Annotated in this window: 18 protein-coding genes and 1 pseudogene; 2 read left to right on the plus strand and 17 right to left on the minus strand. The window is 70.3% G+C overall.

Annotated elements, in window-relative coordinates:
- Positions 1-636 (minus strand): DUF305 domain-containing protein, encoded by a 636-nt coding sequence (locus IE212_RS26805; protein ID WP_190200534.1) that lies wholly within the window; start codon positions 634-636, stop codon positions 1-3.
- Positions 633-1,301, minus strand: coding sequence for a thioredoxin-like domain-containing protein (locus IE212_RS26810; protein ID WP_190200535.1), 669 nt, complete (start codon positions 1,299-1,301; stop codon positions 633-635). Before IE212_RS26810 ends, IE212_RS26805 begins: the two co-directional genes overlap by 4 nt.
- A gap of 216 nt (positions 1,302-1,517) precedes the next feature.
- Between IE212_RS26810 and IE212_RS26815 the strand changes: the two genes are divergently transcribed.
- Positions 1,518-1,961, plus strand: a complete 444-nt coding sequence (locus IE212_RS26815; protein ID WP_190200536.1) for an RrF2 family transcriptional regulator — start codon at positions 1,518-1,520, stop codon at positions 1,959-1,961.
- Positions 1,962-1,992: 31 nt separating this feature from the next.
- On the opposite strand, the gene IE212_RS26820 is transcribed toward IE212_RS26815, so the two are convergent.
- Positions 1,993-3,180: a globin domain-containing protein gene (locus IE212_RS26820; protein ID WP_190200537.1), complete on the minus strand. Its 1,188-nt coding sequence runs from the start codon at positions 3,178-3,180 to the stop codon at positions 1,993-1,995.
- A gap of 293 nt (positions 3,181-3,473) precedes the next feature.
- Here IE212_RS26820 and glnA2 point away from each other — a divergent pair, with 293 nt between their 5' ends.
- The gene (glnA2, locus tag IE212_RS26825; RefSeq protein WP_190200538.1) at positions 3,474-4,835 is read left to right on the plus strand and encodes a gamma-glutamylpolyamine synthetase GlnA2; all 1,362 of its coding nucleotides are present in this window, start codon (positions 3,474-3,476) and stop codon (positions 4,833-4,835) included.
- 119 nt (positions 4,836-4,954) lie between these two features.
- Here the strand turns inward: glnA2 and IE212_RS35115 are convergent.
- The 14 genes and pseudogenes from IE212_RS35115 to IE212_RS26890 form a co-directional block, all read right to left on the minus strand.
- Positions 4,955-5,152 (minus strand): annotated as a pseudogene (locus tag IE212_RS35115) (hypothetical protein); the annotation flags it as partial.
- Between the two features lie 708 nt (positions 5,153-5,860).
- Positions 5,861-7,084 carry a tyrosine-type recombinase/integrase gene (locus tag IE212_RS26830; protein WP_190200539.1) on the minus strand — a complete coding sequence of 408 codons (1,224 nt, stop codon included), beginning with the start codon at positions 7,082-7,084 and terminating at the stop codon, positions 5,861-5,863.
- A gap of 75 nt (positions 7,085-7,159) precedes the next feature.
- Positions 7,160-7,399: a helix-turn-helix transcriptional regulator gene (locus IE212_RS26835; protein WP_161362637.1), complete on the minus strand. Its 240-nt coding sequence runs from the start codon at positions 7,397-7,399 to the stop codon at positions 7,160-7,162.
- A 448-nt stretch (positions 7,400-7,847) separates the two neighbouring features.
- The gene (locus IE212_RS26840; RefSeq protein ID WP_190200599.1) at positions 7,848-9,323 is read right to left on the minus strand and encodes an AICE element replication initiation protein; all 1,476 of its coding nucleotides are present in this window, start codon (positions 9,321-9,323) and stop codon (positions 7,848-7,850) included.
- A gap of 2 nt (positions 9,324-9,325) precedes the next feature.
- Entirely contained in the window at positions 9,326-10,207 is an 882-nt protein-coding gene (locus tag IE212_RS26845) for a bifunctional DNA primase/polymerase (RefSeq protein WP_229864595.1), read from the minus strand.
- A gap of 85 nt (positions 10,208-10,292) precedes the next feature.
- On the minus strand, positions 10,293-10,550 hold the full coding sequence (locus IE212_RS26850; RefSeq protein ID WP_190200540.1) for a hypothetical protein: 258 nt from the start codon (positions 10,548-10,550) through the stop codon (positions 10,293-10,295).
- 11 nt (positions 10,551-10,561) lie between these two features.
- On the minus strand, positions 10,562-11,011 hold the full coding sequence (locus tag IE212_RS26855; RefSeq protein WP_190200541.1) for a hypothetical protein: 450 nt from the start codon (positions 11,009-11,011) through the stop codon (positions 10,562-10,564).
- A 158-nt stretch (positions 11,012-11,169) separates the two neighbouring features.
- Positions 11,170-13,245: a plasmid transfer protein TraB gene (gene traB / locus IE212_RS26860; RefSeq protein WP_190200542.1), complete on the minus strand. Its 2,076-nt coding sequence runs from the start codon at positions 13,243-13,245 to the stop codon at positions 11,170-11,172.
- 12 nt (positions 13,246-13,257) lie between these two features.
- On the minus strand, positions 13,258-13,806 hold the full coding sequence (traA, locus tag IE212_RS26865; protein ID WP_190200543.1) for a plasmid transfer protein TraA: 549 nt from the start codon (positions 13,804-13,806) through the stop codon (positions 13,258-13,260).
- A 20-nt stretch (positions 13,807-13,826) separates the two neighbouring features.
- Entirely contained in the window at positions 13,827-14,324 is a 498-nt protein-coding gene (locus tag IE212_RS26870) for a hypothetical protein (RefSeq protein ID WP_190200544.1), read from the minus strand.
- 29 nt (positions 14,325-14,353) lie between these two features.
- Complete coding sequence (locus IE212_RS26875; RefSeq protein ID WP_190200545.1) at positions 14,354-14,695, minus strand: RRQRL motif-containing zinc-binding protein; 342 nt, start codon at positions 14,693-14,695, stop codon at positions 14,354-14,356.
- A complete protein-coding gene (locus IE212_RS26880) occupies positions 14,695-15,702 on the minus strand; it encodes a DUF2637 domain-containing protein (protein WP_190200546.1) in 1,008 nt (335 codons plus the stop codon). Before IE212_RS26880 ends, IE212_RS26875 begins: the two co-directional genes overlap by 1 nt.
- Positions 15,699-15,986 (minus strand): DUF6303 family protein, encoded by a 288-nt coding sequence (locus IE212_RS26885; protein WP_190200547.1) that lies wholly within the window; start codon positions 15,984-15,986, stop codon positions 15,699-15,701. The genes IE212_RS26880 and IE212_RS26885 overlap by 4 nt, the downstream gene beginning before the upstream one ends.
- Entirely contained in the window at positions 15,986-16,249 is a 264-nt protein-coding gene (locus tag IE212_RS26890) for a DUF6284 family protein (protein WP_190200548.1), read from the minus strand. The genes IE212_RS26885 and IE212_RS26890 overlap by 1 nt, the downstream gene beginning before the upstream one ends.
- Between the last annotated feature and the right edge of the window lie 119 nt (positions 16,250-16,368).

Raw genomic sequence — 16,368 nt, forward strand, 5'->3', positions numbered from 1 at the left:
TCACTCCCCGGTGCGGTGTGCCCGCGGCTCGGCGCCCCGCGCCTTCAGCATGTCCGCCATCAGGTCGATCTCCGACTGCTGCGCCTCGACCATGCCTTGCGCGAGCCGCTTCTCGACGCCGACCGCGCACTTCTCCACACAGCCCTCGGCCATGTGGACACCGCCCTTGTGATGGTCCGTCATCAGCTGCAGGTAGAAGACCTCGGCCTGCTTCCCGCTGAGCTCGCCGAGCTTCTTCATTTCCGTGTTGGTCGCCATGCCCGGCATCAGCGCGCCGTCCTTGCCGGAGGCCATGCCGCCCATGCCCATCCAGGCCATCGGGGGCTCGGAGGACACCTTGGGCAGCGCCCAGAGGTCGAGCCAGCCGAGCATCATGCCGCGCTGGTTGGCCTGCGTCTGCGCGATGTCGTACGCGAGGCGCCGCACCTCCTCGTCCTCGGTGCGGTCGCGCACGATGTACGACATCTCCACGGCCTGCTGGTGGTGCACCGCCATGTCCCGCGCGAACCCGGCGTCCGCGGACTCGGCCGAGGGCGTCCTGCCGCCGCCGTCGTCCCCGGCGACGGCGTAGGTGATCGCGCCGGCCGCGACGAGCACCGTCGCCGCCGCCCCCGCGATCAGACCGGCATGCCTCACTGCGCCAGCCCGTTCGTGCAGGCCGCACCAGGCTCGGGGGTCTGCTTGCCCTGGACGAACTTCTCGAGGAACTTGTCCACGTTCGGGTCGTCGGCGCCGGTCACCGTGCGCTGGCGGCCCCACGCCGAGAGCATGATCGGGTCCTTCTGGTCGTCCATCGGGCTCATCAGCGTGTACGGCGTCTTCTTCACCTTCGCCGCCAGCGCGTCCACGTCCGCCTTCTTCGCGTCGGCGTTGTACGTCACCCACACCGCCCCGTGCTCCAGCGAGTGCACGGCGTTGGTGTTGTTGATCTCCTTGGTGTACACGTCGCCGTTGCAGTTCATCCATACCGGGTTGTGGTCGCCGCCGACCGGGGGCTCGGAGGCGTACTTCACTGCCTTGGTGACGTGGTTGCGGGCGAGCTTCCCCTGCCAGGTCTTCACGCCGTCCTCGCCGGTGACGAACTTCCCCCCGGCCGAGGAGTCCTTCGCCGCGGCAACGCTGCCACCGTCGTCGGACTGGGACCGCACGAGCACCACACCGCCCGCGACGAGGCCGCCGACGACCACGACGCTGGCCGCGACGACGAGGATCCGGTTACGGCGCTCACGGGCCTGCTCGGCACGCCGCATCTCCTCTATTCGCGCCTTGCGTCCGGTGCTGCTCTGGTTGGCGGAGCCCATGAGGTGTCCTTCGTGAAAGAAGTGGGACGGTCGGGTGCGCTGATCGTAGTGGGGAAGACAGGGCCCCTCGTAGGGCGGCTGGGGGAATGGGCCGAATCGATACGGCACCGGCAGGGGCCCGACAGCTTCGGGCGCGGTCGCGGACACCCCCTGGTCTGCCGCTGACCTTCCGCCGGATTATTTGAACCGCGGATTCCTATTACCTACGCTGCGGGCATGCGGCTGCTGCGCTCCACCGACCTCGCCCTGCGGGTCCTCATGCGGCTCGCCGTCGCGGGCGAGTCGAGTCCGACGACGCGGGACGTCGCGGACGGCATGAGCGTGCCGTACACGCATCTGGCGAAGGTGGTCGCCGAGCTCCAGCACATGGGCCTGCTGGCGGCGCGCCGCGGCCGGGGCGGCGGGCTCACCCTCACCGAGCAGGGCCGTACGGCGTCGGTGGGCGCCGTGGTGCGGGCCTTCGAGGGCGACGGCGACGTCGTCGACTGCGAGGGCACCACCCCCTGCCCCCTGAACTCCGCCTGCCGCCTGCGGGTCGCCCTGCGCCGGGCCCAGGAGGCGTTCTTCGCCTCGCTGGACCCGGTCACCGTGACGGACATCGTGGCGGAGCCGACCGGGGCGCTGCTGCTGGGGATCTCGCGGGGGCCCCGGACGTGTTGACCGGACGGGCCGTCGGACAGGCCTCGGGGACCTACGACTGCCCTGCCAGCCACAGGTCCGGCCCGAACACCTCGTAGTGGATGTCGGCCGGCGCCACGCCCTTGCCGATCAGCTGGGCCCGTACCGCCCGCATGAACGGCAGCGGGCCGCACAGGTAGGCGCGCGTACCCGGCGCGACGGGGAGGTCGGTCAGGTCGACCAGGCCGGAGCGGGTGCCCGCCGGGGCGTCCTGCTCGTACCAGAAGTGGACGTCGGCCCCGGGCAGCTTCGCCGCGTAGGCCTCGTGGTCGGCGCGCAGGGCGTGGGTGGCGGGTGAGCGGTCGCCGTGGACGACGGTGACCGGGGCGCGGTGCCCCGAGCCGGCGAGGTGCGCCAGCATCGCGGTCATCGGGGTGACGCCGATGCCCGCCGAGGCGAGCAGCAGGGGTGTGTCGGGGCCGGCGTCCAGGACCAGGTCGCCGTACGGCTCGGACAGCTCCAGGACGTCACCGGCCGCCACGTGCGCGTGGAGGTGGCTGGACACCTCGCCGTCGGGGGCGTCGTCGCCGTGCACGCGCTTCACGCTGATCTGCCGCAGCGCCGGGTCGGGCGCTCCGGAGAGGCTGTACTGCCGTATCTGCCGGGCGCCGTCCGGGAGGGTGACGCGGACGGAGACGTACTGGCCGGCGAGGAAGTCCCGCACCGGGCCGCCGTCGGTGGGCCACATCCGGAACGTGGTGACGTCGGCGGTCTCGGTGACACGCTCGACGACCTCCCACCGCCGCCAGACGTGCCCGCCGCGCTCCTCCCGCAGCCGCTTCTCCACGGCGATGAGGGCGTTCGCCATCAGCCAGTAGACCTCGTCCCAGGCGGCGGCGACCTCGGGTGTCACGGCGTCGCCGAGCACGTCGGCGATGGCGGCGAACAGGTGCTCGTGGACGATCGGGTACTGCTCGGGCGTGACGCCGAGCGAGGCGTGCTTGTGGGCGATGCGGTGCAGCATCGCGTCCGGCCGCCGGTCGGGGTGGTCCAGCAGGTGCGTGGCGAAGGCGGCCACCGAACCGGCGAGCGCCTGCCGCTGGGTGCCGGCGGCCTGGTTGCCCCGGTTGAACAGGTCGGTCAGCAGCTCGGGGTGGGCCGCGAACAGCCGGGCGTAGAAGCGCTCGGTGATCGTGCCGAGGGCCGCGCCGACGGCGGGAAGGGTGGCGCGGACGGTGGCGGCGGACTGCTCGGACAGCATCGGGGCTCCTCTGTGCTCGACTGGAGGCACGGTATTTAAAGTTGCATATGAGATGCAAATTAAGTGGTGGGGCGGCGAACCGGACCGGCCATTACGGATGCGGGTGCGAGCAGGCACTATGGGCGGAAGAGCGGTTCACCCGCCGCACGCGAGGCGGTCGGCCCCGGCCGGCCGGGCGATCATGGTGCGCAACGCGTACGAAATGGTGGTGTGGTGGGATGCTCAGGTGCCCGACCGCCTCCCGTGGTACGGAATGACAGGCGGCCTGACCAGCAAGGATGGGGAAGCGGAAGATGGACAAGCAGCAGGAGTTCGTGCTCCGGACGTTGGAGGAGCGCGACATCCGGTTCGTACGCCTGTGGTTCACGGACGTGCTGGGCTTCCTCAAGTCCGTCGCCGTGGCCCCGGCCGAGCTGGAACAGGCCTTCGACGAGGGCATCGGCTTCGACGGCTCCGCGATCGAGGGCTTCGCCCGGGTCTACGAGTCCGACATGATCGCCAAGCCGGACCCGTCGACCTTCCAGATCCTGCCCTGGCGCGCCGAGGCCCCGGGCACGGCCCGGATGTTCTGCGACATCCTCATGCCGGACGGCTCCCCCTCCTTCGCCGACCCGCGCTACGTGCTCAAGCGCTCCCTGGCCCGCGCCTCCGACCTGGGCTTCACGTTCTACACGCACCCGGAGATCGAGTTCTTCCTGCTGAAGGACCGGCCGCTGGACGGCAGCCGCCCGACGCCCGCCGACAACTCCGGCTACTTCGACCACACCCCGACCAACGTCGGCATGGACTTCCGCCGCCAGGCGATCACCATGCTGGAGTCGATGGGCATCTCGGTCGAGTTCTCCCACCACGAGGGCGCGCCCGGCCAGCAGGAGATCGACCTGCGCTACGCCGACGCGCTCTCCACGGCCGACAACGTCATGACGTTCCGCCTGGTCATGAAGCAGGTGGCGCTCGAGCAGGGTGTCCAGGCGACGTTCATGCCGAAGCCGTTCTCCGAGCACCCGGGCTCCGGCATGCACACCCACCTCTCCCTCTTCGAGGGCGACCGCAACGCGTTCTACGAGTCGGGCTCCGAGTACCAGCTGTCGAAGGTGGGCCGCTCCTTCATCGCGGGTCTGCTGCGGCACGCGGCGGAGATCTCCGCCGTCACCAACCAGTGGGTCAACTCCTACAAGCGCATCTGGGGCGGCGCGGAGCGCACGGCGGGCGCGGGCGGCGAGGCGCCGTCGTACATCTGCTGGGGCCACAACAACCGCTCGGCGCTGGTCCGCGTCCCGATGTACAAGCCCGGCAAGACGGGCTCGGCCCGGGTCGAGGTCCGCTCCCTCGACTCCGGCGCGAACCCGTACCTGGCCTACGCCGTCCTGCTCGCCGCCGGCCTGAAGGGCATCGAGGAGAGCTACGAGCTCCCGCCGGGCGCCGAGGACGACGTCTGGGCCCTCTCCGACGCGGAGCGCCGCGCGATGGGCATCGAGCCGCTCCCCCAGAACCTCGGCGAGGCCCTGACCCTGATGGAACGCAGCGACCTCGTCGCCGAGACGCTCGGCGAGCACGTCTTCGACTTCTTCCTCCGCAACAAGCGGCAGGAGTGGGAGGAGTACCGGTCCGAGGTCACGGCGTTCGAGCTGCGGAAGAACCTGCCGGCGCTGTAGGCGCAGGTCAGAGTGGGTTTCCCGCTGATTCGACCGATGGGGCCGACGGTTGCGAACCGTCGGCCCCATAGTGTGTCACCGGCTTGGGGCCGTCTCTGGGCCGTCGAGCGCTGAAGATGTCACGCCCCTTTCTGGACACCGCTAACGTCCGTGAGCACTCCCCTACGACCGTCTGCGGTCTGCGTGACCAAGTTCGGGCCACGTTGCTCGAGAGCTAGGTACCAGGTGCCTGGTACCAGCTCACAGACCAGCGCGGGTGATCCATCCTCCGCGAACAGTGGACGGGGCACTGGCACAGCGAACCAATACGGCTGAAACGGCGGGACCACGGAGCCCACGATCATCTGATTGAGTTGACCAGCATGGTTACGCCGGCAGCTAATTTGATCGGCTCGCCACTGGTCCTCGGCTTCCCGGTGCACCCTGATCAGATGCCAGCGTGGCGGCGTTACACCTGTGACCCGCCTGAACGCCTCTAATAGTTCCTCCTCACTCACCGTGCCCTCTCTGTAAACGAGCGCTTTGGCCATCACATACACTTCGCGGCTGCTCCTGACATAGAGAAGGTTGAGAGCCCTAAGCAAATCTGACCATTCTGCTGCGCTTGTCTCTCGAAAGATCTGCGAGACGCAGTGCGATGACCAAGCCTGGATGAACAAATCGTGCGCCTCAGCGCGCCATTCGGCACTTCGGACCCGATGGTCACCGCAGCAACCTTTGCGTCCGAACCGATCCAGCACGAATCGACCAACCGCAAACGCTGGGGGTATAAGTGATGGCTCTGGCATGGATCTAAGTGAACAACGATCCACCTTGCTGCTTGCCTGACGCACGCCGGAAGGCTCAGCAACGGTTGCGTCTGCCCATAGAGTCGAAGCCACTAGGGCGTAGAAGTGCGGCCCCGTAAACCCCAGCTAGAACGACGCTGGGCGTAGCCGCCGAAGTACAGCTGTAACTTGTTTGATTAACCTTAGTCGCCTAAACGCGGAGTGCCCCGTCTAGGTCACTACTCGCATAAGACCAGATCATTCATACATGCTGTCCACAGCCTTCCGGGCCCGCGCGTCGCTACTTGGCATGAGATGCGTGTAGACGCGGAGCGTGAAGCCAGGGTCGTTGTGACCGAGGTAGTGACTCAGTGCTTTGACGTTCTCCCCGGCGTCCAGGAGAACCGAGGCGTAGAAGTGCCTGAGGGCGTGCATGCCGTGTTCGCGGGCAGCCTGGTACCGCTGGCCTGGCTTCGGCTGAGGAATCACGTCGGCGGCCACGAGGGCGGGTTTCCACGCGCGGTCATTGAAGTCGGTCCGTCGGACCGCGCCTGCTCCATCGAGACGGGTGAACAGCAGCCGCTTCGTGACGAGCGGACCATCCGGCCGGAGCCACGGCAAGGTGATCTCTACTGGGGGGAACGACTCCATGTGGGTCTTGAGGATGTGCGCCACACGATCCGGCAAGGGGACATTACGGACCTTGTTCCGCTTCGGCGGGGAGAATACGAGACCCTGCTTCGTCACCTTGACCTGGTTCGCGATGTGCAGCCATCCGGAGTCGAAGCCGATTGCATCGACGGGCAGCCCGAAGATTTCCCCTTGCCTGAGCCCGCACCCGCCTCCGAGGTCGACCGTCGCGCGGTATCGCTCCGGCAGCGCCGCTCGTACGGCGAAGACGCGCTGTGCGCTCCACGGCACAACACGGCCACTTCCCGCGGCCGGCGGACGAACCGATTGCGCGTGACACGGGTTCTTCGACAGGTGGCCGTCGTCCACGGCCGCGTTGAGGACCGTCGATACGTTGTTGTAGATCACGCGCCGGTATGACGACGCGGGGACAGCCCGTTCCAGTTCGCTGAGCCAATTCCGGATGTGTTCCGGTTTGAACGAGCCGAGAGGCCGCGGCCCCAGGTAGGGGATGGCGTGGCCGCGAATCGCTGACTCCACCGACTCTCGCGTGGTCATGTCGGTGGTCTGCGTGCTCAGCCACTTCTCGGCGTACTGCCGGAACGTCACGCGGCTCGCGGCCGGGTCCACGTACTGCCCCCGGGACATGTCCGCCTCGATGTGGGCGAGCCACTGATCGGCCAGTCGCTTCTGCCCGTCCGGGAACGACTTGCTCTTCTCGGTGCCGTCCGGGCCGATGTAGCGGGCGCGGTAGCGCATCCCGGTGCCGTAGCGGGACGTGCGTACGCGGCGGGGCTTGCCGGCGGCGTCGGGTTCGGTCTTGTACCACCGGTCTTGGATATGGCCTGCCATCAGGCAGTGGTCCTCTCGACATGCGGCAGGGAGAGCCGCACGGGCGGCCCTCCCTGCTGTGTGGTGGGTGTTCGGTTAGGCGGCGGTGGCGTCGGCGTGCTTGCGCTGATCGACGTAGGCCCGTACGTCGGCGGGGTCGTAGCGGAGGTGTTTGCCGATACGGAAGCCCGGCGGGCCGGTGCGCTTCTTGCGCCACTGGTAGACGGTCTCCAGGGGCACCTCGAACATCTCGGCGATGTCGTCGGGGGTGAGGTACCGGTCAGGGAGGCCACCGCGGAGAGTGGCGCGGGGGTCGAGGTCTCTCGGCTTTGCCATAGGAGCTCCAGGGCGGGGGCGTGGCCGTGTCTGTCCGAAGTGCGGATTTCTGCGTCATTGCGTCATCAGCGTCATCCAGGCTGCTGACCTGCGGCTTTGTGTGACGCAGTGAAGTGGGGGTGCGTCATCGGGGCGTCATGGGCTGCGTCATCGGGTGACGCAGATGACGCAGGCTGACGCAGACATGGCCGTCTGCGTCATGCCTCTAGCCGCAGGTCAGGGGCCGTTTCTCGGTTTGCGTGACGCAGATGACGCAGGGTTCCTCCCCTTGGGACAAGGGAGAGGGGTGGCGTCTGTTGTGGTGCGGTGCCGCTTCAAGCGTGAAGAGCGAGCCGCTGCGCGGCGCGTCCCTCGCAGGGCGGCTCTCGCCGCCGAACAGCAAGAAGAGCACGCACGGCGATGGCCTGTGGTGCTCTTCTTGCTTGTCGGGCGACCGCGGGGGCGCGGGTCAGAACATCCGCTTCTCCTCGTGGGGCGGCGGTGTCTGCAGGTGGGTCATTTCGAGGTAGCGGCCCTCGCTGGTGCGGCCCGATTCGATCAGGACTCCGCGGGCGGCGAGCGTGGGCTGGAGGCGCTTGAGCCGGTCGGAGAGGACCTTGCCCGTGGTCGGCCAGCCCTTGGGCAGGGGCCGCATGTCGTCGCCGCAGTAGAGGCGGCTGAGGCAGTGCAGCCACTCTGTGGAGGTCATCCGCTGCTCGCCTCCCGGCTCGATGGTCTCGGCGTGCTTGAGGACGGTCTGCGCGAGCAGGTCGCCCTCAATGACGTCGTCGTTGAGGTCGTCGAGGCTGCGCCGGTAGGCGGCGAGGGCTCCCAGGCCGGTCGCGGCGTCGAGCTGCGCGCACAGGTGCGCGAAGTCCGCCATCCGCAGATCGGTCGGGGTCTCCGCCTCAGCCGCGCGGACCTTGACCGTGAGGTCGAGCAGAGAGCCGAGGATGACCGGCAGGGCTTCGGCGTATTCGGCCCACAGCTCCGCCTCTGTGCGCCGAACGCGGGGGCGTTCCAGGCGCAGGGGCAGGAGGCGTTCGGCGAGGTCGGGGCGGATGACGCCGACGTCGATGCCGGTCAGGAGCATGGGGCGGCGGTAGCGGGCGCGGACCACGTCCCCGTCGGTGTAGAGGGCGCGCTTGACGTTCTCGGCGCCGGTGACGATGCAGCACATCGCGTCCGACAGGTCCGGGGTCATATGGGAGAGGTTGTCCAGGGCGGTGACCCATCCGGCGGCCACGGCCGCGATCAGGTTCTCCTCGTCCTTCGGGGCCCGGCGCAGGTCGCCGCCCATGCCCTCGATGATCCGCACGAGCATCCGCCCGCCCGTGGACTTGCCCGCGCCCTGCGGACCGGTCAGGAACGGTGCGGGGACGGGCACGGACGGCCCGAGACAGCCGATCAGCCAGGCGATGGCCAGGCACTCGGTCTCGGCGCCGGCGAAGTTGCACAGCCGGAGCAGGGCGTCGATGCCTTTGCCGTCGGTGGCCTTGACCGGTAGGGGCAGTTCGCCCGTGAGTTGGGTGCGGCGCCAGCACACTTCGCGCGGGTCGGGGATGGCGATGTCCCACCCGGTGGGGTGGATACGGACCGACTGGCCGTCGGTGCGGCCCAGGTCCAGCCACGTCGCCCCGTCGAACCCGGGGGCCACGCGGATGTGGACGGGCTGCACGTCCTCGGTCAGCGCGAGGGCCTCGATCAAGTCCAACGCCTCCTTGAGCGCGGTGCCGTTGAACACGCCCAGTCCGTCGCGGTAGAGACCGACCATGAGTTCCTGGCGGTGGCTGCCCGTCGTGCCCTGGGAGCGGATCGGGCGGGCCACGGGGTGGCCGTTGCGCTGCGCGTACACGGTCCCGTCTGCGGTGCGGAAGTACCGGAAGTGGGCCTGTGCGTAGTCGGTGATGACCTCACGGGCCGGGGTCTTGTCGTCGTCGGACATGCTCACAGCCCCAACCTGGTGCGGGCGTTGGACCACGCGTCCGTGCAGTGCCGCAGCGTCTCGCCTTTGCCCTGCGCGGCGGCGAACAGCCGTGCCACGTGCGCGTCGGCAAGGCAGCCGCACCGGCCATGCGTCGAGAGCACGGCAAGGAAGGTGCGGTACACGGTGGCGTGGACGGCGCTGCGAGCCTCGGTGATGCGCTGCTCCGCCATGGCGATGCCGCGCTCGATGTAGGCGGGCGTGCGGTGAGGGCACTCCGCCCTCCCGGTTGGTGCTGGGACGGTGAGGCCCCGCGGCGCAGGCCGGGCCGGGGAGGGCTTCTTCACGGCCAGCGCGCAGACGGTGTCCGGCAGGGCGGTCACGGTGCCGGTGCCGGGGCCGAGGTAGCGGGCGTAGGACATGGTCGACTTGATGTCGACACCGGGACGGACCGCGTTGTGCGACGACATCGCGCCCCGGTAGATCCAGTGCTCACCGCGGGTCGTTTCCACGGTTTGGGTGGGAGGCAGGGCGGTGCGGGCCCATGCGACGGCCGCCGCGTCGTCGAGGTCGACCACGGTCAGCCCTGCGGCGCCGGGGTGGTAGGCGACGCAGACGGCCCGCCGCCACGCAGTCATCCAGGCCGGGGAGGTGATCACGTCCGGATCGGTGGTGGCGGCGGCCCAAGCGTGACAAGGCGCCGGGCAGGTGCAGGCGCCCGCGCTCTTCATGTTCGGCCGGCCGCCGCACGCATTGCACTGCTGGCAGTTGCCGAAGGGGGCCTTCCCCGCGCGCAGGGGCAGCACCGGCACACCGGTAGCGGCCAGCCTCAGCGCGGTCCGCAGAGGTTCGGGCAGCGCGCTCATGCCGCCGTGCCCTCGCCGGATCAGGGTCGGTTGCGTCATGCTGGATGACCTCCACAGGTCTGTTGCTGGCAGGTGGGCAAGGGCGGCCCCGGTCTTTGGTGAGAGGGGGCCGCCTTTGGCGCATCTAGAAGGGCGGTTCGTCGCTGTAATGGGTCGAGGTGCGGCGGAACCAGCGGGGCAGGGGCAGCAGGACCCAACGGCGGGTGCCGTTCCAGCAGGTGCAGGGCTCCCAGTCGGTGCCCGCGTACTCGCCGGTCTCGGGGTCGCCGTAGTTCCGGCTGATCCCGCCGTCGCCGTCGCACAGGGGACACTTCGGGTCGGGAGTGTCGGTGAGGACGACAGTCCGGCGGGGCCAGCGGATGAGCTGGACACGCAGTCGCATCGCAGTTCCCCTCAGCCGTGGAAGTGGTTGCGCTTGAAGACGGCTTTGCGGATGCTGACCGAGGTTCCGCCGCCCTGGTGGCTGCTCCCGCCGAACACCTGCAGAGCGATCCAGCCGCCGAAGATGACGGCGGCGAGGGTGATGAGCTGGGTGATGAGTGCGGTCAGAGCGGTGATGAATGTGGTGAGCAGCAGCAAGCCGCCGCACACCGCAAGGAACCCGACACCCCCGAGGGCGACGTTCACCGCCGTTCGGGAGACAACCGGTTTGGCAATGACTGGTTCGGGCTTGGTGGGTTCGATGGCGTAGCCGGTGACTACCCGCCCGTCCGGGAGAATGACGCTCGCGACGGCCGGAACGGCGTGCGGCTGGACGGGGAGGAACGACGCGGCCGGCGGCTGCACGGTGATGGGATGCGGTTGGTGGACTTCGACGGCCGTGGGCGGTTCGGGGTGAGCCACGGGGGATCCCTCCGGAATGGCGGCGGGCCCGCGCCAGGGTGGCGGCGCGGGCCCGTGCGGGTGAGTGTCAGGGGGATGTCAGACGACGGTGTCAGGAGTGCGTGACACCGCGTCTGCCTAGGGGTTTGGGTGTCAGGCGGCCGTGACGCTGTCAGGCGTCACGCGGCCGTCAGGGCGGGGACTATGCGCCACCGGCCGGTGGTCTTCGTCGGCTCCAGGCGGCCCTCCAGGGCGGCCTCCTTGAGCCGTGCGGAGACCCACGGGCGGGAGAGGTTGTTCCGGTCGCACCAGTCCATGAAGTCCTTGGGACCGACGACCATGTGCCCGGCCCGCTCGAACTCCTCCAGCGCCTGAGCGAACAGGCGCCGGGCCTCCTCCGGCGACGGTTTGCGGCCGGTCTCCTGCCCGAAGATCGGGGCGTCGTCGCCCGGTTCGTCGTCGGGGAGTTCGGCTTCGGGGTCGATGTCGGCATCCTCGGGGTCGACCAGCGGCCCGTAGCCGGTGTCGTCCATGTCGTCCTCGTCGGTGGCGGTGTGCCCGGCGGGGTTGCCGCCGGGAGTGGGGCGGCCGGTGTAGGCGTTTCCGGCGACGCTGGAGGCGGCGCCGGCGGTGATGGGGTCGGCGGTGGCGCCGTTGCGCTGGGCCCAGTCGGCGAGGACTTCCATGAGGGAGACCGCGTTGGGACCGAAGCCCCAGGTGCGGCCGGGGGAGGCGTAGCGGGTCTCGTCGATGCCGGGGGTGACGAGGTAGCAGTAGCCGGGGCGGCGGTTGCCCCAGGCGCCGGGGTGTGCGCCTGCGTCCAGCACCGTGTCCGGCAGGGAGAACGACTCGTCGCGCGGGTCACAGCCGAGCGCGATCACGGACGGCAGCGAGGCGCGGGTGCTGGTGGACATCTGGTCGTAGGACGGCCGCTGCAGGGACACGATCAGCGAGACGCCGGCGGACCGGGCTTCCTGGGCGATGCCGGTGAAGGCGTCGTCCCCGAGGTTGCGCAGGGTGCTGGCGGCCTCTTCCATCCAGGCCACCAGGTACGGCATCCCCGGGCAGCCGCAGGCCCGGCCGTCCGTGCGGCAGGAGTGCTCGGGGTCGCTCTGCACCTGGGCAGCCGCGGGGACCCACTGACGGTAGTTGTGCTGGCCGAGCCAGCGGGTGCGGGCGGGGATGACGGCCTGGATCGCCTCCACCATGACCTCGGTGGCGGTTCCGCCCTCGGCGGCCCAGTCGATGCCGGGCAGCAGCGGACGGAAGTCCTGGAACATCTTCGGATCCGACAGCCACAGCAGCACATCCCGCCGGGACAGGATCTCCGTCTGCAGGTTCAGGGCGGTCTCACCCTTGCCCGACCCGGTTCCGCCCGCGATCAGCACGTGGGTGCCGTTGCGGCCGGCGTCGGGGTCGCCGGGCAGCCACAGGAACATCGGTGAGCCGTCGTCGTAGCGGCCGATCACCAGCGGATCGGCGATCGAGCCGCCCAGGTTCGACGGCCCCTCCCAGTACGCGGCCTCAGCGAGCATGTCCTCAGGCACGATGACCAGCTCGCCGCGCCGGGAGGAGCCGGGGTCGGGCTGGTAACGCACGGCCGAGGTGGGCAGGTCCAGCGCGGAGGCGATCCGGCCCAGGGCCTTGGACACGTCGTCGTTGGTCTGCTCACCGGCCTCCACCGCCAGCGGGGCGGTGACCCGGTTCGGCTCCACCTTGGCGTTGCCGATCTGCGCCCGCGCCAGGCCGACCTTCTCCAGCAGCCCCTTGTCCCCGCCCTCGGCGGTGGGGGCGTCGTTGCGGCGCAGGATCATGCGGATGTTCCACGACAGCGCCACCGCCGGGGCGCCCATCAGGTACAGGTCGGGCAGCGGGCCCGCGGTAGGCCCGGCCAGGCACGCGGCCGTGGTCCATGCGGACGCCGCGGCCACGGTGATGGCGGAGTGCAGGCGCCGCTGGGGAGTGGTGGCCTTTCCCATCCACCAGGTGGCGCCGGTGAGCCCGACGGAGGCAAGGGTCAGGCCGACCCCGGCCGCCGCGCTCTCGGCCCACTGGAGGCTACCCAACCCGCCGGCGATCCCGATACCGGCGGCGGCCACCCACGGCGGCAGGTGCGGCATCGCGCGCTGCAGCAGGTAGCCGCCCACCCCGCCAGTGGCCTGGCCGGTAAAGAGACCGGGGCCGGTGTAGTCGGTGGTCCGGCCGTTGTCGAGGAAGTCCGTGTGCTGCACGCGGCTGTTGCTGTTCCTTGCCATGGGTTGACCTCCTTACTGCTGGGCCCAGTTCATGACGGGCTGTTGCGGCTTGCGGGCGCGGTGGCGCACGCGGTTGATCTCTTCCTCGAACTCCTGCTGGAACGTGGCGTAGCAGGCGGCGGCGTTCTTCGCGGCGCTGCGCAGGTCCTCGGCGGCGCGGTTCATCTTCCGGGCGACCTTCGCCGCGCGAATCCGGGAGCCGAACGCCCGGCCCTCGGGGTCCGGCACGGCCGCGAGCACACCCTTGAGGATCTCGGTTCCCATGGCGACCTCGATGGACAGGGTGACGGCCGCCGCTCGCAAGGTGTTGCAGTAGTTGCGCACCTGAGCCGGTGAGGTGAAGTCCGGGGCGGGGAGCAGGGCTTCGGCGTGCGGGCGGCGCCCGCTGGAGCCGCCCGTCTGCTTGGTCTTGTTCACGGTGACGTTGATCGGCGGGACGATCGAGCCGCCCAGGGCTCCGACGAACCCGCCGGCGGCGGCGCCGGCGTTGGCGAACTTGCCGGTCTTGGGGTCGCTCACAGGCCCGCGCGCACGACGCTGGCCGTTGGTGTTCTGCGCCATCAGACGATCTCTCCCTCAGGTCAGCGGGACGGGCGGATGATGAGCCACGCGGTCTGCCCGGTGATCCAGATGAGCAGCCACAGCAGCGCGAGCGGCCCGGCGAGCGGGCCGAACCCGGCGGCCAGTGCCAGCCACACCGCGGCGAGCGTGGCGAGGGCGGCCAGGCCGATGCGCCAGGCGAGCGCGGTGCTGCGGGCCGGGCGGCGGCGCTGCATGACCAGCAGCCATCCCAGCGGCACCGCCGCTACGGGGGCGATGACGAGGGAGGACCACCAGGCGATCACGTGCAGCAGCCCGGCCACCAGGAACGCGAGCACCGACAGGCCGGTGGGGGCGAGGGCCCTGCGGAACGCCCACAGGCCGCGGCCCACGAAGCCGAGGGCTTCACGGGTCAGGGAGGGGCGTTCCGGAACGACGATCACGAACGGTTCGGAGCGGCGCCCGCGCTGGCGGGGGATGCGGACGGTGTGGATGCCCGCGGCCGTCTTCACGGTGCGGGTACGGGTACGGCTGGACACAGCGAAACTCCCAGGGCAGTCGGAGGGATTCAGGCGGCGCGCTCTTCGTCGTCCGGGTAGGCGCAGGGCACGCACATCCCGAGTGCGGCGGGGATGACGTATCCGGCGTCGTTGTGGCACTGCGGGCAGGTACGGCGGGCGGCGTTGGCTTTGGCCAGGGCCGCCCAGCGTGCCGGGGTCATGGGCCGCACGGGTTGGGCCTGCTCGATGCGGTAGAGGTAGGCGACCAGCGGCCCCCGCCGGCGGCGGGGGCGTTCGAGCTGGGCGGCCACGTCCTGACCACCGGGCCGAAGCCCGCAGGCGCGCAGCTGCCGGCGGGTGGCCAACCCGTCTGGCGCCAGGCGCCAGGGGTAGACCGGGACGGCGGCCATCAGCGGCTCGCGATGGCCAGCTCAGCCCCGCCGTTGCCAGGGTCGCGGTGCTCGGCGTAGCGGGCGGAGACCCACCCCACCGACCAGCCGCACAGCTCGGCGGCGGCCCGCACCGGCAACCCGGCCTCGAACGCGGCCCGCACCATCTGGCGGGCGCGATCCTCGGGGAGCTTGTCCGCGGCCGGTCCGGCGGCCAGCAGCGCGGCGCGTTCACGCTCGGCTCGCTCCTCGCGCTCGGCCCGTTCACGGCGCTCACGCTCGGCCCGCTCTTGCCGCTCCTGCTCGCGGCGCTCGGCCTCAGCGCGCTCACGGCGTTCACGCTCCAGCCGGAGCCGTTCACGCTCGCGTTCAGCGCGTTCACGCTCCTCGCGCTCGGCACGCTCACGAGCCTGCGCCCGCTCCCGTTCCTCGCGCCGGGCCCGCTCTTCCCGCTGGGCCTGCTCGCGGGCCAACCGGGCCTCGTGTTCACGCTGTTCACGCGCCAGCATCGCGGCGTGCTCGCGCTCCTCACGGGCCCGCTGCGCGGCAGCCTCACGCCGCTCTGCAGCGGCCCTCTCGCGCGCCTCACGCTCGGCTCGCTGCTTGTCCTCCAATGCGCTGACGGCGACGGCGATCGCGCGCCGGTAGGCAAGCCCGGTCTCGGCGGTGACGATCAGCAGCAGCGGCGCGACCGCGTGCACAGCCACGCCCACCAGGTCTTTGGCCAGGGCGGACTCTGCGACGTTCAGGGCCAGGGTCATGCAGCCGGTCATCCAGCGCAGCGCCACCGGCCACCACCCGCCATGCCCGCCGAGACGGGCCAGCGCCGCGTCCAGGCGGACCACGATGACCACGGCCGCATCGACCACGAGCGGCAGGATCGGCGCCGTCCAGTCCCACTCATCCGGCGTGTGTTCCGCCGCGAGCGGGGTGACGGTGAGGATCGAGTACAGCATCGCGCCCGCGACGATCAGCCATGTACCGGCCGACAGCGCGCGCTCGGCTGAACGGATCTGAACGCCGTTCACGCGCCCACCCCCGCTCGTGAACGCACCCGGATCGCTGCGATCAGCAGCACTGGCGAGGACGGGTCGAAGGGGGTTTCGCTGTCCTCGGTCCACTGCCACTCAGCGTCCGGCACCGGCTCGAAGCCGAGCACGCTGAGCGCGTTCACGCGGTCCGTGAGCGTCGGCACCGGCCCGCCACGGTCGAAGGTGTGCTCCGGCCACCGCGCGGTGGTGTTCATCAGCACCACGTACAGGTGCCACCGGCCCCGACGCGTCGACATCTGCGCCGTGAACTCGCCGGCCATCACGCCACCACCCCGGGCACCGTGGTGCCGCGGTTGGTCAGCTCACGCCGCGCGGTCAGCACCTTGCGGCGGGCCCGCCGCAGTCGGCGCGTGTCCCACTCCGTCGCGGGCCGGTCCAGCAGGCTGATCTGTACGTCCAGCAACTCGACCTCCGCCACGATCAGCGGCGTCTCGCTGGCGATGGCGTCCAGCTCGGCAGCGGTCGGCTCGCGGTCGAACTCGTCGGCGGTAACAACCGCCTGAACAGCACCGATGTGCTTCATGGGTCGTGGTTCCTCTCAGGGTGATACGGCCCAGACAGCGGCCCCGGTGTTCCAGCACCGGGGCCGCGCGCCGTTGAAGTCGGACGTTCCGGCTCCCCGCACCCCCGTCCGTCGACCAG

It is taken from the genome of Streptomyces djakartensis, from assembly GCF_014651075.1.
Classification (GTDB): domain Bacteria; phylum Actinomycetota; class Actinomycetes; order Streptomycetales; family Streptomycetaceae; genus Streptomyces; species Streptomyces djakartensis.

Excerpts from the sequence above, each read along its gene's own strand:
- IE212_RS26850 (WP_190200540.1), bottom strand. The coding sequence starts at position 10,550 with ATGCGACTGCGTGTCCAGCTCATCCGCTGGCCCCGCCGGACTGTCGTC.
- IE212_RS26815 (WP_190200536.1), top strand. The coding sequence starts at position 1,518 with ATGCGGCTGCTGCGCTCCACCGACCTCGCCCTGCGGGTCCTCATGCGG.
- IE212_RS26820 (WP_190200537.1), bottom strand. The coding sequence starts at position 3,180 with ATGCTGTCCGAGCAGTCCGCCGCCACCGTCCGCGCCACCCTTCCCGCC.
- glnA2 (WP_190200538.1), top strand. The coding sequence starts at position 3,474 with ATGGACAAGCAGCAGGAGTTCGTGCTCCGGACGTTGGAGGAGCGCGAC.
- IE212_RS26890 (WP_190200548.1), bottom strand. The coding sequence starts at position 16,249 with ATGAAGCACATCGGTGCTGTTCAGGCGGTTGTTACCGCCGACGAGTTC.
- IE212_RS26885 (WP_190200547.1), bottom strand. The coding sequence starts at position 15,986 with ATGGCCGGCGAGTTCACGGCGCAGATGTCGACGCGTCGGGGCCGGTGG.
- traB (WP_190200542.1), bottom strand. The coding sequence starts at position 13,245 with ATGGCAAGGAACAGCAACAGCCGCGTGCAGCACACGGACTTCCTCGAC.
- IE212_RS26875 (WP_190200545.1), bottom strand. The coding sequence starts at position 14,695 with ATGGCCGCCGTCCCGGTCTACCCCTGGCGCCTGGCGCCAGACGGGTTG.
- IE212_RS26830 (WP_190200539.1), bottom strand. The coding sequence starts at position 7,084 with ATGGCAGGCCATATCCAAGACCGGTGGTACAAGACCGAACCCGACGCC.
- traA (WP_190200543.1), bottom strand. The coding sequence starts at position 13,806 with ATGGCGCAGAACACCAACGGCCAGCGTCGTGCGCGCGGGCCTGTGAGC.
- IE212_RS26845 (WP_229864595.1), bottom strand. The coding sequence starts at position 10,207 with ATGACGCAACCGACCCTGATCCGGCGAGGGCACGGCGGCATGAGCGCG.
- IE212_RS26840 (WP_190200599.1), bottom strand. The coding sequence starts at position 9,323 with ATGTCCGACGACGACAAGACCCCGGCCCGTGAGGTCATCACCGACTAC.
- IE212_RS26810 (WP_190200535.1), bottom strand. The coding sequence starts at position 1,301 with ATGGGCTCCGCCAACCAGAGCAGCACCGGACGCAAGGCGCGAATAGAG.
- IE212_RS26835 (WP_161362637.1), bottom strand. The coding sequence starts at position 7,399 with ATGGCAAAGCCGAGAGACCTCGACCCCCGCGCCACTCTCCGCGGTGGC.